At 39.6% G+C, this 16,594-nt stretch carries 7 protein-coding genes, 18 tRNA genes, 2 rRNA genes and 1 other annotated feature; all 27 genes read right to left on the bottom strand.

The features are described from left to right. Positions 1–5 precede the first annotated feature (5 nt). Positions 6–239 (bottom strand) — a binding site (T-box leader). 156 nt (positions 240–395) lie between these two features. The 27 genes from BN38_RS03725 to BN38_RS03595 all read right to left on the bottom strand — a co-directional run bounded on the left by BN38_RS03725 (position 396) and on the right by BN38_RS03595 (position 16,375). Continuing rightward, positions 396–2,630 carry an ABC transporter substrate-binding protein gene (locus BN38_RS03725; protein WP_044565651.1) on the bottom strand — a complete coding sequence of 745 codons (2,235 nt, stop codon included), beginning with the start codon at positions 2,628–2,630 and terminating at the stop codon, positions 396–398. Positions 2,631–2,967: 337 nt separating this feature from the next. Further along, a complete protein-coding gene (locus BN38_RS03720; protein WP_044565650.1) occupies positions 2,968–3,600 on the bottom strand; it encodes an HD domain-containing protein in 633 nt (210 codons plus the stop codon). Next, the gene (locus tag BN38_RS03715; protein WP_044565649.1) at positions 3,593–4,291 is read right to left on the bottom strand and encodes an acyl-[acyl-carrier-protein] thioesterase; all 699 of its coding nucleotides are present in this window, start codon (positions 4,289–4,291) and stop codon (positions 3,593–3,595) included. The genes BN38_RS03720 and BN38_RS03715 overlap by 8 nt, the downstream gene beginning before the upstream one ends. Before the next feature lie 116 nt (positions 4,292–4,407). Then, positions 4,408–5,772: a magnesium transporter gene (gene mgtE / locus BN38_RS03710; protein ID WP_044565648.1), complete on the bottom strand. Its 1,365-nt coding sequence runs from the start codon at positions 5,770–5,772 to the stop codon at positions 4,408–4,410. 12 nt (positions 5,773–5,784) lie between these two features. Then, positions 5,785–7,071 (bottom strand): magnesium transporter, encoded by a 1,287-nt coding sequence (mgtE, locus tag BN38_RS03705; protein ID WP_230197719.1) that lies wholly within the window; start codon positions 7,069–7,071, stop codon positions 5,785–5,787. A 91-nt stretch (positions 7,072–7,162) separates the two neighbouring features. Beyond that, the gene (locus BN38_RS03700; RefSeq protein ID WP_044565647.1) at positions 7,163–8,362 is read right to left on the bottom strand and encodes a S41 family peptidase; all 1,200 of its coding nucleotides are present in this window, start codon (positions 8,360–8,362) and stop codon (positions 7,163–7,165) included. An 89-nt stretch (positions 8,363–8,451) separates the two neighbouring features. Next, positions 8,452–9,357, bottom strand: a complete 906-nt coding sequence (locus BN38_RS03695; RefSeq protein WP_044565646.1) for a DMT family transporter — start codon at positions 9,355–9,357, stop codon at positions 8,452–8,454. 943 nt (positions 9,358–10,300) lie between these two features. Then, a tRNA-Ile gene (locus tag BN38_RS03690) sits at positions 10,301–10,377 on the bottom strand. Between the two features lie 41 nt (positions 10,378–10,418). Beyond that, positions 10,419–10,495 (bottom strand) — tRNA-Ile (locus BN38_RS03685). A gap of 3 nt (positions 10,496–10,498) precedes the next feature. Then, positions 10,499–10,574 (bottom strand) — tRNA-Trp (locus tag BN38_RS03680). A 189-nt stretch (positions 10,575–10,763) separates the two neighbouring features. Further along, positions 10,764–10,839, bottom strand: a tRNA-Phe gene (locus BN38_RS03675). Between the two features lie 13 nt (positions 10,840–10,852). Next, positions 10,853–10,946, bottom strand: a tRNA-Ser gene (locus BN38_RS03670). A 103-nt stretch (positions 10,947–11,049) separates the two neighbouring features. Continuing rightward, a tRNA-Ser gene (locus BN38_RS03665) sits at positions 11,050–11,139 on the bottom strand. 68 nt (positions 11,140–11,207) lie between these two features. Further along, positions 11,208–11,283: transfer RNA gene (locus BN38_RS03660), tRNA-Lys, on the bottom strand. Positions 11,284–11,286: 3 nt separating this feature from the next. Next, positions 11,287–11,362: transfer RNA gene (locus tag BN38_RS03655), tRNA-Gln, on the bottom strand. Positions 11,363–11,398: 36 nt separating this feature from the next. Beyond that, positions 11,399–11,475, bottom strand: a tRNA-Arg gene (locus BN38_RS03650). Positions 11,476–11,484: 9 nt separating this feature from the next. Continuing rightward, a tRNA-Gly gene (locus BN38_RS03645) sits at positions 11,485–11,558 on the bottom strand. Between the two features lie 156 nt (positions 11,559–11,714). Continuing rightward, positions 11,715–11,800: transfer RNA gene (locus BN38_RS03640), tRNA-Tyr, on the bottom strand. 44 nt (positions 11,801–11,844) lie between these two features. Further along, positions 11,845–11,920, bottom strand: a tRNA-Thr gene (locus BN38_RS03635). 26 nt (positions 11,921–11,946) lie between these two features. Next, positions 11,947–12,023 (bottom strand) — tRNA-Asp (locus BN38_RS03630). Between the two features lie 82 nt (positions 12,024–12,105). Beyond that, positions 12,106–12,181, bottom strand: a tRNA-Val gene (locus BN38_RS03625). A 104-nt stretch (positions 12,182–12,285) separates the two neighbouring features. Further along, a tRNA-Glu gene (locus tag BN38_RS03620) sits at positions 12,286–12,360 on the bottom strand. Positions 12,361–12,430: 70 nt separating this feature from the next. Then, positions 12,431–12,507 (bottom strand) — tRNA-Met (locus BN38_RS03615). Positions 12,508–12,561: 54 nt separating this feature from the next. Next, positions 12,562–12,650 (bottom strand) — tRNA-Leu (locus BN38_RS03610). A 55-nt stretch (positions 12,651–12,705) separates the two neighbouring features. After that, positions 12,706–12,780 (bottom strand) — tRNA-Asn (locus tag BN38_RS03605). Positions 12,781–12,915: 135 nt separating this feature from the next. Next, positions 12,916–13,032, bottom strand: a 5S ribosomal RNA gene (rrf, locus tag BN38_RS03600). 138 nt (positions 13,033–13,170) lie between these two features. Continuing rightward, positions 13,171–16,375: ribosomal RNA gene (locus BN38_RS03595) — 23S ribosomal RNA — on the bottom strand. Between the last annotated feature and the right edge of the window lie 219 nt (positions 16,376–16,594).

Raw genomic sequence — 16,594 nt, 5'->3', positions numbered from 1 at the left:
TAGAATCTAAGGACGACATTAATCGCGTTACCACCTTAATTTATGTATACTCACGCATACATACTCTCATCAAGTACAAACATACTCTACTTCTATAACGGGAAGTCCCGTGTGAATCTAACTATCGACTCACCCCAATCCAAGGCCATCTTCATCTAAACTTGTATCCACCCATCTCACCAATACTGGGCTCTCTGTAGAATATCCATCTAGACTACTCTTCTTATCATTTGGTTTTGTAAAATCTATTTGATGGGATTATAATACCACCATAAAAAAACTATGTCAAATTTATTTAATAAATTATTTTACATTATTATCAATATTTTTTCTTTTGTATCATCGAATTTTGCAAGCAAAAACGCCCATATTAATGAGCGTTTGCAAATACTATACTATTTTTTGAGGGTCATTGCGTTGATTTGATATTGAGCTGGCCATTCTGGTGTATTTAGATCGAAGCCTTCTACCCTGTTTGTATATCCTGTGTGGTATTGGTTAGAATATAGTGGGATTTCTGGCAAGTAATCATTGTACCATAATTGGAAGTCAACCCATTTATCCAAATATCCTTCTTTATCTTTTGGATCTGTCTTTCTCAAAGCTTCTGTTACTTCATCAGCCTTTGGATCATTTGTCTTTGTATGGTTGTCAAAACCTTTTGAGTTGTATTGGTAGTATGGGTCAAATGGTGGTTCGAAAGATTGGCCCATGTTGAATGCTGTGTATTCAGCATTTTCTTTTGGAGAATAGTAGTAGTCTAGCAAGGTTGCAAAGTTTCCTGCTGTTACGTTGTATTCCATACCTACTTGCTTAGCGTTGTTTGGAACTTGGTTAGAGATTAATGTTGTAATTGGAGATTCATCAGAACCAAATTGGTTTACAACTAGTCTATTACCATTTTCATCATATCTGTAGTAATCATAGCCATCAGGATCATTTTTAAATGCTTCTTCAGCCTTTGCTATATCCCAAGGAGTTTTACCATCTTCTTCAAATGTATATGGGGTCTTATCTAGCAAGGCATTCGCTTCATCTAGGTTTAATTGATAGTTTGTAAGCTCTGGATTGCTTTCTAAGTCTGGTCCTTTTTCCTTATACATCCATTGGCTTGCACCATAAAGACCATTGGTTACAACTCCATATCCACCTGCAAATTGTTGTACGAAAGTATTTCTATCCATTAGGTGGGCTATGGCTTGTCTTACTTCTTTATATTTTGTAGATCCACGATCTGTTAGGAATGTTACGTTACCATAACCGTTTCTGTCATATGAATTGTATTTGATTTTACCTGCATCAGCAGCTGCTCTGATTTGGTCAATCTTGCCGCCTTCAGTTTCATCTTGCCAAATATCTATATCTCCATTTTCAAGAAGATCTACAGCTATATTAGCATTTACAATTTGTACTATAACATTTGGTATAGTGGCTTTTTCACCCTTGAAGTTACCCTTGTAGTTAGGGTTTAGGGAAAGTTTAACCATGTTGTTTGAATAGCTATCAAATACATATGGTCCACATACTACTGATGGTGCCAATCTGTATTCATTAGCAATCTTAAGCATAGCTTGTTCTTTCAATTGTTCAGTAGGGTCTACGTCTCCCTCTAATCTATTTTCTAGGTCTGCTATAGCGTCATCGTGAGCTTTTTGTGTTTCTTCGTCGACTTCTGCCCCTTCATTATCTTCTTCAAATTGTTTATTTAGATTATCAATTTGAGTTTTTATAGACTCTTGGTAGGCTTTTTTATCTTCTTCTGTTACTTCATAGCCTTCTTTTGCAACAAGTTTCTTACCATTGTCGCTTATAGACAAGTTGTCAGTAACTGCATGCATTGGGAATGGCGATTGTTGGGAAAGGTATGATTCTTCGTAGTATGGCAAGAATGATGAATCGATTGTTACAGAAAATGTATAATCATCAATCTTTTCCAAACCTTCAAACTCATCCACATCACTTTTTGGATCATGGAAGGCTTCATAGCCCTTTAGTGCATCTTTACCAACTGTTGAAGCCCCAGACACCTTACTATAATTTGCATCGGAAAATAGTAGGGAATAGAATAGGTAGTCATCTGCCGTTACAGGCTCGCCGTCAGACCATTTTAAGTCTTCATTTAGCTTATATGTAATAGTCTTTGACCCATCATCATTTTCCTCTTCTTTTGGTTTTTCAGCAAGAACTGTCATATTATCTTGCCATTGACCAGCATCATCAACTACAGCTGTATTATAAGCATTGGTTCCTTGGGTACCTATAAGTTGTCTAACTATTACATCATAGGTGTTGTTAGCCCAACCTTCAAAGAAGTCACCATTCATTGGACTTGTACCAATAACTAGGGTATCATCAGCTGTCACATTGTCGAAATCAGCTATTTCTTTTTTGTCGTCATCAGACATAGCTTCTTTGTCTGTATTCTCATCATCACTGTTTTCATCTGTATCTGTAGATTCATCAGTAGATTCAGAATTATCAGTTTCTTCATTAGTAGTCTCTTCGCTACTTTGACTTTCTTCTTTTTTTACATCTTCTTGTTTTTCAGTATTATCTCCACCACCACAAGCTGCAAGGCTAGTTGCCAAACCTAAAGCCATTAGTGAGGAGAATATTCTTTTCATTTTCATTTTGTGTCCTCCTAATATATATTCTATATATTGCTGTTATTCTATTACTTAAAATTCCTTTTGTCAATAGCTTTAATGGCTTTTTATTAACGTTGGTGAATTATTATCCATAGTGTTGTTGGTATTGCTATATCATTGCTAATAGATTGCAATTTCTTCCATATTTCTTTAATACTTTATCTAATTATATAACTAAATCAAATTTACTTTCTTAGCTAGTTTCTTAAAAATCCAGCCTAAATTTGCACAAAAAAAGAGGAGGTAAAACCCTCCCCAATATGGTAAAATAAATTCATTTATAATATACGTTAATATAAGACTTTTGCAATGGTATTTCCTATTTTCTATAAAGATTGTAAGGAAATTTGTACCATCTTTCCCTAGGCATATATTTTTCTATTGGTTTTGTTAATTTTTTTTGAAAATATTCCTCAAGCTCATAAAGTCTTTTTTTCCTATCTTCAAAATATGGGTTAGATCCATGCTTTTCCAAAACTCCCTGGGCCCTTTTTTCTATGCCAAGGTATTCTGTCTTTATTAGTCCATCTAGAAGTTGAATCAATAAATCATAATCATTGTAATGATTATAGGCTAGAAAATCTCTTACAAAATCTTTTTCTTGGTCACTTACATTCCAATCCCCCACATAAGCATCGACATTTTTTATTTGAAAACTGTGGCTTAGGGCAATTCTTGCCGGGAAAAAATAGGAATCACCCCTTAAAATCTTATATCCTCTTATGAAATGTGCTGCATTGTCTAAGGCTTCTGATTTTCCAAAATCGTGCAATGCTCCGCAAGCAAAGGCAATGTCTGGATCCAGTCCTAAGTCTTTTGCCATATTTTTGGCAGTTTGGCCGATAATCCAAGAGTGCAAAACCCAGTTGCCAGGATTATTATTATATCCTTCTTCAAGATATGATATTATTTTGTCTCTATTTGCTATATTTCCATATCCTTCTTTATACATTTTTTCTAATCTTTCCGTATGTGTAAATTGTATTATCTTCTACAGACCTTAATCTAAAATCTATAACTCCATCACTTTCAACAAATTCTCCCAAAATAGATTCCTTGTTTCGGATTTCATTTTTATAGACTATATTAAAAAATGCCAAATCTTTTGTATCTAGCTTGCATAGGTCACATATATAATCAAAATATACTGCATTGTTGACGTGAAGATTGCTATCTATATCAGTATATCTTACCATAATTTCCTTTGAATTTGTAAAGTCATTCCTATATGATAAGTCATTTTTACCATAAATCTTATCGTCAATTTTGTAAGCTGATATTAGATCTTTGCTCATTTTTATAGGACGCATCCTATCTATATCCACTAGCATAAAGACTCCATAGGCCTTTGCTATCATATTTCCATCTCTTTTGATGTAGGCATTACGATAAGCATAGAACTTATTCATTCCCAATACTAAGCTTGTAACTTCTATCTGGTCATTTGCTTTAATTTTTTCTTCTAATTCAATATCCCAAGAATATACTATCCACCTAAGTCTAGTCATATCTATGTTTTTTTCTAGAATATGTGAATGGCAAATTAGAACTTCACCCATCAAACTAACTAGATTTCTTATTGATAGATTCCCATCTTTATCGCACATTACTTCTGGTATATTGTATATTTCGCTATAGGCCATAAATTCCTTCTTTCTACATATACTATATTTTAAAGCTTTTGCTATGGCAAATATTGTTCTCAAGACAAACATTAAAAAAGAACCAGCAAATGTGGTTCTTCTCGTACTTATACTTATTATAGGCCGCCTATGAACATTTTTGCTATTGAAAAATAAACAATTAATGATAGGGAGTCCACTATAGTTGATATTAGTGGGCTTGCCATTATTGCAGGGTCTCCTCCAAATTTCTCTGCTATGATTGGAAGTAGAGATCCTACAGTTTTGGCCATTACAACTATTCCAACTATGGTAATGCCTACTATTATAGAAACTTGCACGCCTACCTTGTCAAAGAAAAAGCATTTTAAAAATGCAACTATGCCTAGGGCTAGTCCACATATTAGGCCTACTAAGATCTCTTTAAGAACTACCTTAGCCCAATCACTTGGCTCAATATCGTGGGTTGCCATAGCACGAATAATTAGGGTTGATGATTGGCTACCAGCATTTCCCCCTGAGTCTGTAAGCATTGGTATAAACATATTTAGAGCTATTACTGCTTGTAGGACATATTCATAACCTCTTAGAATGGTTGATGTAAATGTAGCAGATATCATCAAAAACATTAGCCATGGTATCCTATTTTTGGCAAGGTCCCAAGGACTTTTTTTTGAGTAGTCTTCCTCATCTGGTCTGGTACCAGCCATAAGTTGGAAGTCCTCTGTTGCCTCTTGTTCTATAATCCACATGATATCATCTACAGTGATTATACCAACTAGTCTAGATGTATTATCTACCACCGGTAGGGCTGTAAATCCATATTTTTGGAATTTGCGTGCTACATCTTCTTGGTCGTCTGTTGTCTGAACTGTGATTACATCCTCATACATCAAGTCTTCTATTATAGTATCTGGTGGACTTGTTACAATTAACCTTAGTGATACGTAGCCCAAGAGTTGTTTTGTAGGGCTTGTGACATAGCAGGTATAGACTGTTACACTATCATTGCCAACTTTTTTGATATGAGCTAGGGCTTCTCTGACTGTCATATAGGCTTTGATTTCCACAAATTCTGTGGTCATCAAGCTACCAGCTGAATCCTCTGGAAATTTGAGATATTCATTTACTAGCTTTCTAGTTTCTGCATCAGAAGACCTTAGTATTCTTTGAACCAATGCAGCTGGCATTTCTTCTAAGGTATCGATCATATCATCGAAATTTAGTTCTCTTAGTAAGGCCTTAAATTCATTTTCATTTAGGGCTTTTTGTAAATTTTCCTTTTGATCTGAATCAAGCTCAGCAAATACTTCAACTGCGTCATCTTTTTTCAAAAGCCTAAATACGACCAAGGCCTCTTCGGCTGTCAAGCCTTCCAAAAATTCTACTATATCTACTGGGTTTGTCCTTCTTAGAAGTTCGGATAGTTCATTAGATCTTTTCTTTTCTAGAAGATAGGATAGTTCTCTTATTCTATCTTCTGTTGATTTGTACTTATACATCCTATCCTCCTTCTACACACCTAGTCCTGGTAAGATCATTTGAGCTATATTAAAATAAACGATCAGTCCCAGTGAGTCTACGATTGTTGTTATAAGTGGACTTGCCATAATTGCTGGATCTGCTCCAAATTTTTCTGCTATAATTGGTAGCAAGGATCCGATTGCTTTTGCAATCACTACAATTGAAAGAATAGTTAGAGCTACTACAAAGGCAACATTTATAGCAACCTTATCAAAGAAATAACACTTTAAGAATGCTGCCAAGGCTAAGATTGCTCCACATATCAAACCTACCGATATTTCCTTTAGAACAACTTTTGCCCAATCACTTGGCTCTATGTCATGGGTTGCCATGGCACGGATGACAAGGGTTGATGCTTGGCTTCCGGCATTACCACCAGAACCTGTAAGCATTGGTATAAACATATTTAAAGCTATAACAGTTTGGATTACATCCTCGTATCTTTTTAGGATTGTCGATGTAAAAGCTCCCGATATCATCAAAAACATCAGCCAAGGTATCCTGTTTTTGGCCAAGTCCCAAGGACTCATCTTTGAATAATCTTCTTCTTCTGGTGAAGTACCTGCCAAAAGTTGGAAGTCTTCTGTTGCCTCTTGTTCTATAATCCACATGATATCATCAACTGTGATTATACCGACAAGTTTATTGGTTAAGTCTACTACTGGCAAAGCAGTAAAACCATACTTTTGGAATTTGTGAGCTACATCTTCCTGGTCTTCTGTGGTTTGAACAGTAATAACGTCCTCATACATCAATTCTTTTATTTTAACGTCCAAATCACTTGTTACAATCATCCTAAGTGATACATATCCCAAAAGTTCTTTTGTGGGACTTGTTACATAACAAGTATAGACCGTTACCTTATCTTTTCCAACTTCCTCTATATATGCTAGAGTTTCGCCAACAGTTGTTTCCGGGCTTACTTCTACAAACTCGGTCGTCATTAGACTTGCAGCAGAATCTTCTGGGAATTGCAAGTACTCGTTTACAAGTTCTCTTGTTTGATCATCTGATGCCTTTAAGATATTGTCTACAACTGCTGCAGGCATTTCTTCTAAGGTATCAATCATATCGTCAAAGTTTAAGTCGTCAAGAAGTTCCTTAAACTCTGTATCATTTAGTCCAGCTTGTAGTTTTTCCTTATCTTCGCTATCAAGCTCTGCAAATACTTCTCTAGAGTCTTCCTTTTTTAGAAGCCTAAATACTATAAGGGCTTCTTCCGCTGGTAACTCTTCTATAAATTCAACTATATCTATTGGGTTGGTCCTGCGAAGCAAGTCTGATAGTTCATTTACTTTTTTTCATCTAGCAAATGTTTAAGGTCATTGAGCCTTTTTTCTGTATCGGTATAGGAAAACATATCTGCACCTATTTAATTTCTTCTAAAAGCTCATTTAGTGCGTATACAAACTGTTTATCATTTGCTAAGTCTTTTTTGCTTATATCAAAGTCTTCTTCTGCTTCAACCTCGATATCTGGAGTAACACCAACCTTATTAATCTGAGTTCCATTTGGTGTAAAATATTCACTTATAGTGATTTTTGCACCAGCACCATTTTGAAGATTGAAGATTTTTTGAACAACTCCCTTTCCAAAAGATTGGGTGCCAACTACCTTAGCTCTTCCTCGATCTTTTAGAGCTCCAGCAAGGATTTCACTAGCTGATGCTGAGTTTTCATTTTGGATGATGGTTAGTGGTATATCATCAAAGTCAGCGTTGCTCTTTTCAACAGTTTCACTGCCATCTTTTTCCTTTGTAGTTACAATTGTTCCTTCGTCTAGGAAATTATCAGCTATGTTAATTACTACATCTAAAGCGCCACCAGGGTTGTTTCTAACATCTAGGATAAGTCCATCAATATCTTGGCTCTTAAGTCTATTAAAGCTTTCAGAAAAGTCATTCCAAGTCACATCGTCAAATGCCATTATGTGAATATAGCCAATTTTCTTTCCATCGATTTCTACAATATCATCATCAATAGTATCTACATTTACATCAGCCCTATCAACCTCGACATCAAACTCCTTAGAATTTGTAGAATTTTCCTCCACTCTTAAGATAGTCAAATTAACACTAGTACCTGGTTCGCCTTTGATTTCTGCAACAGCTTCTTCTAGCTGATCTGCACCAAAAGCAGTTCCATTGACCTTTGTTATATAATCACCAGGCATAATACCAGCTTCCTTGGCAGGGGAATTATCAAAAACAGAAATAGCTTTTATATATCCTTCCTTGCTAGCTTGGACAGAAACACCAATACCTTGGTATCTACCGTTTAATGTTTCCATAAGCTTTGAAAACTCATCTGGTGAATAATAAGAAGTATAAGGATCACCTAGGTTTGCAAACATCCCTTTTAATGAACCTTCATATATTTGATCATCTGTAAAATCATATAAATAATTTTGTTTTAATAATGCCTTTAGTCCTTGCATATCGGCTATGTGTTCACTATCCCTATTATCTGCAGTAGAAACACCACCCATATTGCCACCTATTGTATAGCCTGTGTATCCGACACCAGCTACAATAAGTAAGGCTAAGATAAATTTGCCAAATTTTTTCATAAAACCTCCAATCTATTACTCAAATAAAGTAGTAATTTTTAAAGAATATAATAATATAACTATACAATTTTTCAGCTATTTTTAAACAGCTACTTATTAATATTAGCTATATAGACACCCACCATAATCACAATAGCTCCAAGGACTTGATAAAGCTCAAATCCCTCATTTAGTATCCAAATCCCTGCAAGGATCGAAACTGCTGTAGACACCCCAATAAAAGAAGAAGTTCTATTAACGCCAATCCTTGCAATAGCCATATTAGATAAGAAAAATGCCAAAACAGAACAACCAATAGCTTGGTATAAAATCGCAATCAAAAAATTCCTATCATTAAATGGAAGACTTATTAGATTTTGCATACTACCATTAGCAGAAGCCTCGATTAATGCAAGAATCGTAAAAAATAAGCCTCCACAAATAAGCATCATATATGTGACCTCAGACTCTGTGTAAGTTTTGACCTTGCTAACAAAAACGCTGTATAGAGCATAGGAGATAACAGCAATAAGCAAAAACAAATATCCGATTACAGAAAAACTTGATGATAATCCAAGAGATAAAACAGTAATCAAGACTCCAATTAGAGTTACAATTATACCAGTAACTTGTCTTTTGCTAGGCTTTTCGTTTAAAAGTAAACTTGATGCAATAAGAGAAGCTATAGGAATAGAGGCCAGAAAAATACCACTTTCAGAAGCCGTCGTGTGATCAATACCAATAGTCTCAGCTATGTAATAAATACAAGGAGAAAATAAAGCAACAGGCAGAAGTTCCTTAATAGACTTACCTCTAAAATCAACCTTAATAACTTTAAACAAAACAAATAAAGTCATCACAATATCCCCAAGCAAAAACCTCCAACCGAGAAGGGCAAAAGCAGTCGCTGATTGAGTAGCCTGTTTTGTAAAAATATACGATAGACCATAGAGAGTTTCGCAGAAAAAAGCCGCCAAAATCCCAATAGTTTCATTCTTTTTATTAATATCTGTCATAAGCATCTCCAAAAAAAATCAATTACCTACTAATCATTATAACAAATAAAATAGAAATATAGAAAAGTAAGGATATCTAACAATAAAATAATATATACGTTTAATATAAGAATCTAAAAAGAACAAATAGATTTTAACTGGATCCTTCGGTCGTTATCACTCCATCGAGGATGACAAGTTTTTACTGCCAAAGATGATTATAATAAAACTAAACATCCTTATATAATGATCCAATATATTTTCTATAGAAAAGTATGCTTGGTGAAAAAATAATTGTTATAAGCTAAGGATGGTATGATTCTGACTAATCCAGATAAATATAACTTTGCAGCATATTTACCTCGAAAATTTAACACAAAAGTGCACAAGAGTTTTGAAAGAAAGGTAGCCTAAAAAGGATCCAACCTTGGTGGGCTAGCACAAGTGCGACCACTCCGTGGAGGGTCCTCTATCAGCCAGACGGGCTTGCCTCGTCGCTACACTCCTGCGGGTGCTCCGCACAGGTCCTCCCTTAGCCGGACGGGCTTTGCACTTCGTGCAACCATTCCATGGAGGCTCCTCTATCAGCCGGACGGGCTAGTTATGAACTCTAACCCTGGACGCAGTCTGCAGTGCAGTTTCAGATGCTTGCATCTGAAATCTCTGAGGTGAACGTAGTGAACCCAGAGAACTGTTATGAGCGTGCTCATAACCGGTACCTCAAACGAAGTCGATATGTAGATAATAAGAAAGGCACCCTACAAAGGGTGCCAAACTTGGTGGGCCTCCAGGGACTCGAAACCTGGACGCAGTCTGCAGTGCAGTTTCAGATGCTTGCATCTGAAATCTCTGAGGTGAACATAGTGAACCCAGAGAACTGTTATGAGCGTGCTCATAACCGGTACCTCAAACGAAGTATAAACGTATATAAAAAGAAAAGCACCATCAATAGATGGTGCTAGTCTGGTGGGCCTCCAGGGACTCGAACCCTGGACCTACCGGTTATGAGCCGGGCGCTCTAACCGACTGAGCTAGAGGCCCACAAATAAAATGTGGTATTAAATTTACAAATAAATTAATTATGGTGGACCTGAGTAGACTCGAACTACCGACCTCACGCTTATCAGGCGTGCGCTCTAACCACCTGAGCTACAGGTCCATATGGCAGGGGAGACAGGACTTGAACCCGCGACATCCGGTTTTGGAGACCGACGTTCTACCAACTGAACTACTCCCCTAGATGGTAAAAACTAATTATGTAATTTTGGGCGATTTATCCTTTATATACAAATAATAATAACTAATCAAATAAGAATTAATGTTCGGCAACTTTGACAAAATATTTTATGGTCCTCGTCGCTTCGCTCCTGCGGTAATTCCGTGCCTATTGGGCACGGGCCCTCTCAAGACGCCGGGCAGGCGTGCTATGGTGCCCAGAGGCGGAATCGAACCACCGACACGAGGATTTTCAGTCCTCTGCTCTACCGACTGAGCTATCTGGGCATAAATAAAAAAATGGCGGAGAAGGAGGGATTTGAACCCTCGCATCCCTATTGAAAGGATCTACTCCCTTAGCAGGGGAGCCTCTTCAGCCACTTGAGTACTTCTCCATTAAATAAAAATGACCATTTGGCTTATATTGGAATACTTCGTTACAATGGTCTGAAGAAGTCTCCTCGCCATCTATTTTTAAATTTTTGTTTATAAAATAATTGGCGGAGAGGAAGGGATTCGAACCCTTGTGAGCCAAAGACTCTAACGGTTTTCAAGACCGCCCCGTTATGACCGCTTCGGTACCTCTCCATTGATAAATTATTGTTATAAAATTATATTAGATTAGCCTATCTCATAAGAAATAGGCTTATCTTTTTTGGTGACCCATCGGAGATTCGAACTCCGGACACCCTGATTAAAAGTCAGGTGCTCTACCGGCTGAGCTAATGGATCATATGGCTGGGATAGCAGGACTCGAACCTACGCATACCAGAGTCAAAGTCTGGTGCCTTACCGACTTGGCTATATCCCAAAATACAGTATGCAGATTATATCTAAAAGGTAGTGTTGGCGCGCCTGGGAGGAATCGAACCCCCGACACACGGATTAGAAGTCCGTTGCTCTATCCAGCTGAGCTACAGGCGCAAATTTTTGTGGAGCGGGTGAAGGGAATCGAACCCTCGCAACCAGCTTGGAAGGCTGGGGCTCTACCACTGAGCTACACCCGCATATCCGGCACAATTTGAAAATTTAGTTTGTGCCTCTTTCGCACTACGTGCGACCATTCCATGGAGGGTGCTCCAAGAGCCGCACAGGCTTATTCTCGGCCTAGGGCCTGCGACCACTCCGTGGAGGGTCTTCTCAGGGCCAGACAGGCCTGCATTTGGTGGGGATGAGCGGATTCGAACCACTGAAAGCAAAGCTAACGGATTTACAGTCCGTCCCATTTGGCCAACTCTGGAACATCCCCAAATTTATTTAAAAATTTTATTTTGTATCATAAAAGGTTCATATTGGAGCTGATGATAGGACTTGAACCTACAACCTATTGATTACAAATCAATTGCTCTGCCAATTGAGCTACATCAGCACATTGGATTACTATTGCAATCCAAATGGCGACCTGGATGAGATTCGAACTCACGACCTCCGCCGTGACAGGGCGGCATTCTAACCAGCTGAACTACCAGGCCATAAACACGCCTCTCCGGCGCTTAGAGGAGCCCCCACTGAGTGGCCTCAAATAATGAACCAACTCTAATGTTGACTACTTCATGGTGGAAGTAACAGGGCTCGAACCTGTGACCCCCTGCTTGTAAGGCAGATGCTCTCCCAACTGAGCTATACTTCCGAATAAGCAACACCGGCATTCAAACAATATTTTTGTCCTCGGACTTTCGTCCTGCGGTATTTCGCACTGTGGTGCGACTCCTCCATTAGCCGGAGGGGCTTGCTTGGTGACCCTACCGAGATTCGAACTCGGGATACCACCGTGAAAGGGTGGTGTCTTAACCGCTTGACCATAGGGCCTTGTGAAACGACTTTATTAGTATAACATAAAGTTTGACATAATGCAAATATTTTTTTAATAAAAACATATTGGTTGCGGGAGCTGGATTTGAACCAACGACCTCCGGGTTATGAGCCCGACGAGCTACCAGACTGCTCTATCCCGCGATATAAATATCAGTTCTTAATGCAAGTCCTCCAAGGACCATACCACTAGTTTAATGGTGCCGAGGACCGGAATCGAACCGGTACGATGTTTGACCATCGCAGGATTTTAAGTCCTGTGCGTCTGCCTGTTCCGCCACCCCGGCAAATACTATGTTTTACTAGGTATCAGTCTTTGAGTAAATACTTAAAAACCAATTTTGGCGCTCAGGGTGGGACTCGAACCCACAACCTACCGGTTAACAGCCGGGTGCTCCACCATTGAGCTACCTAAGCATATTTATATTTCATCTATTACTAGTCTAGCATTTTAGGCTAGCTTATATTCTCGGGCTAACGCCCTGCGACCATTTCATGGAGCCCCAATATGACGGGGATTATTTCCTCCATGAGCTGGCCGGGCTTGCCTTTGTTTAGCGACTTCCTACTCTACCGGGAGGTCACCCTCCGAGTACCATCGGCGTTAATGAGCTTAACTTCTGTGTTCGGTATGGGTACAGGTGTATCCTCATTGCTATCGTCACTATATATTTAATTGATGAACCTTAATCTGTTCGTAAATTCCTTGGCAAGCCAATTCGTGCCTTGGGGAATTCCGAACGACGACCTGTCATACATTTTGCTTCGCAAAATGTGACTAGGTCTGTCAAATAGCAATCAATATTTCCAGTCAAGATTTAAAGTTTAGTATCCTTTAGCTTAATACATTACTGTACTTACACCTTGGACCTATCTAAGGTATTTTCTTTACCTTCTTTTAGAAATCTTATCTTGAGGGTTGCTTCGTACTTAGATGCTTTCAGTACTTATCAATGCCATACTTAGCTACCCAGCTATGCTTCTGGCGAAACAACTGGTACACCAGTGGTATGTCCATCCCGGTCCTCTCGTACTAGGGACAGCTCCTCGCAAATTTCTTACGCCCACGCTGGATAGGGACCGAACTGTCTCACGACGTTCTGAACCCAGCTCGCGTGCCTCTTTAATGGGCGAACAGCCCAACCCTTGGGACCTACTTCAGCCCCAGGATGAGACGAGCCGACATCGAGGTGCCAAACCTCCCCGTCGATGTGGACTCTTGGGGGAGATAAGCCTGTTATCCCCGGGGTAGCTTTTATCCGTTGAGCGATGGCCCTTCCATGCGGTGCCACCGGATCACTAAGTCCGTATTTCTACTCTGCTTGATCTGTATATCTCGCAGTTAAGCTCGCTTGTGCCTTTGTACTCTGCGAATGGTTTCCGTCCATTCTGAGCGAACCTTTGAACGCCTCCGTTACTTTTTGGGAGGCGACCGCCCCAGTCAAACTGCCAAACTGACAATGTCCATTGCCCAGGTTCATGGGTCAATGTTAGAATTTTGATATTAGAGGGTTGGTATCCCAAGGGTGACTCTGCCTACACTGGCGTACACACTTCATAGTCTCCCAACTATCCTGTACGTCTAATCTCAAAATCCAATATCAGCCTACAGTAAAGCTCCACGGGGTCTTTCCGTCCTAGCGTGGGTAAGTCGCATCTTCACGACTACTACAATTTCACCGGATCCTTTGTTGAGACAGTGCCCAAATCGTTGCACCTTTCGTGCGGGTCGGAACTTACCCGACAAGGAATTTCGCTACCTTAGGACCGTTATAGTTACGGCCGCCGTTTACTGGGGCTTAAGTTCTAGCCTTCGATTGCGCTAAGCCTTCCCCTTAACCTTCCAGCACCGGGCAGGTGTCAGCTCCTATACGTCATCTTTCGATTTTGCAGAAACTTGTGTTTTTGGTAAACAGTCGCTTGGGCCTGGTTTCTGTGGCCTGATCGCTCAGGCTCCCCTTCTCGCTAACTTACGGGGACATTTTGCCGAGTTCCTTAACAAAGGTTCTTCCGCGCGTCTTGGTATTCTCTACCTCCCTACCTGTGTCGGTTTTGGTACGGGCGCTTTGGTCTTGATAGTGACTTTTCTTGGCAATTTGAAGTCGGCTATTTCTCTACTTATGTTTTCGATGCCTATTACACATTAGCTTTTTGATTAGCGGATTTGCCTACTAATCAGCCTTTGTGCTTAGACTGCCATCCATCGGGCAGCTAGCTTATCCTCTTGCGTCATCACGTCTCTTTAGCGACTTTAAGCGGTACAGGAATCTAAACCTGTTGTCCATCGGCTACGCCTTTCGGCCTGGCCTTAGGGCCCGACTTTCCCTGAGGGGACGAGCCTTGCTCAGGAGTCCTTAGGGTTTCGACGGGAGAGATTCTCACTCTCCTTCTCGCTACTCATGCCAGCATTCTCTCTTGTATTAAGTCCACGCTTGCTTTCGCTTAGGCTTCTTCCCTAATACAATGCTCCTCTACCACTGATAGAGAGTTTAAATCTATACATAAGTAACCACTTTTTTGGTTTTTGAATACGCTTAACCAGGGTCATACTTTTTTGTATGTCTGTTTTTTTCGGTGATATCGTAGTTATCTTGTCATTGTTTTTTTAGTATGACGATCTTACCTTTATCTTTGTTTGATATTTGCGTAATTTGTTTAGCTGACTCGTTCGTACCTCTGACGCCACTCCGTGGGTCTCATGATGTGGAGACACGAAATGTCCTCTATTGGCCGGACGGGCCTGCTTTTGATAACTCGTTTTATCTTGATTGTGTGTTTTAATATTTCCTAGTTAAGTTTTTTCTTTTTCCTTTTTTATGGTTTCCTTTATGTGATAGGTTTAAATTCTCTATCAATCCGAAGCTTCGGTACTGGATTTTAGCCCCGTTTATTTTCGGCGCAAACCCACTTGACCAGTGAGCTATTACGCATTCTTTGAATGTATGGCTGCTTCTAAGCCAACGTCCTGGTTGTCTTGGTAGGTTCACATCCTTTTCCACTTAATCCAGATTTTGGGACCTTAGCTGTCGATCTGGGCTGTTTCCCTTTCGACTTAGGAGCTTATCCCTCTAAGTCTGACTCCATGACCTGATTTTTTGGCATTCGGAGTTTGATAGGCTTTGGTACGGTATGCCGCCCTAGGCCATTCAGTGCTCTACCTCCTAAAATCTTTAGTCATAGGCTAGCCCTAAAGCTATTTCGAGGAGAACCAGCTATCTCCGGGTTCGTTTGGTTTTTCGCCCCTATCCACAGTTCATCCGATGCGTTTTAAACCGCACCCGGTTCGAGCCTCCAGTGAATTTTACTTCACCTTCACTCTGACCATGGATAGATCACCCGGTTTCGGGTCTATCATATCTAACTAATCGCCCTGTTAAGACTCGCTTTCGCTTGGACTTCGCATCTTAAATGCTTAATCTTGCTTTATATGATAACTCGCTGGCCCATTCTACAAAAGGTACGAGATCACACTATTGTGCTCTCTCTGCTTGTAGGCACTAGGTTTCAGGTTCTTTTTCACTCCCCTTGCGGGGTTCTTTTCACCTTTCCCTCACGGTACTTGTTCGCTATCGGTCACATGTTAGTATTTAGCCTTAGGGGATGGGCCCCCTGTCTTCACAGCAAATTCCTCGTGTTCACTGCTACTTGCTCCCAAAAATATTTTGGCTTTCGTCTACAAGACTTTCACTTTCTTTGGTTCATTTTCCCAAATGATTTGACTTGCTTTCATATTTCTTATTGGGTTGGGCTGTTTTCTTTTCGCTCGCCGCTACTTGGAAAATCGAGTTTTCTTTCTTTTCCTCCTGCTACTTAGATGTTTCAGTTCGCAGGGTCTTACTTCATTAAGCTATGTATTCACTTAATGATGACTGTGTCTTCCACAGCCGGGTTTCCCCATTCGGAGTCCTAGGGGTTATGGCTTTTTGTGAGCTCGCCCTAGTTTTCGTTCACTTACGTCCTTCTTCGTCTTCATGTGCCAAGGCATCCACCTGGCGCCCTTTCTTTCTTGACTGGAAATATTGTTTGCTATTTAGTTTTAAGCCTAAGCTGATGGGGTTCGAAATCTTTGATTTCGAATCTTTTTGATTTCTGATATCTTTAGATATCAGAGGCAAAAAGACGCTAGTACTTTGTTTGTACTTTCCTTTCCTCTGTTAGGTGGTTCATATTTTTAAATAGTAATTTATGTAGCTAACTAGACTTGCTAGTAGCTACAAGATGCGTCGGCTTG

This window comes from Anaerococcus provencensis, from assembly GCF_000312365.2.
Taxonomy (GTDB): Bacteria; Bacillota; Clostridia; order Tissierellales; family Peptoniphilaceae; genus Anaerococcus; species Anaerococcus provencensis.
This window is presented reverse-complemented; position numbering and strand designations above follow the sequence as displayed.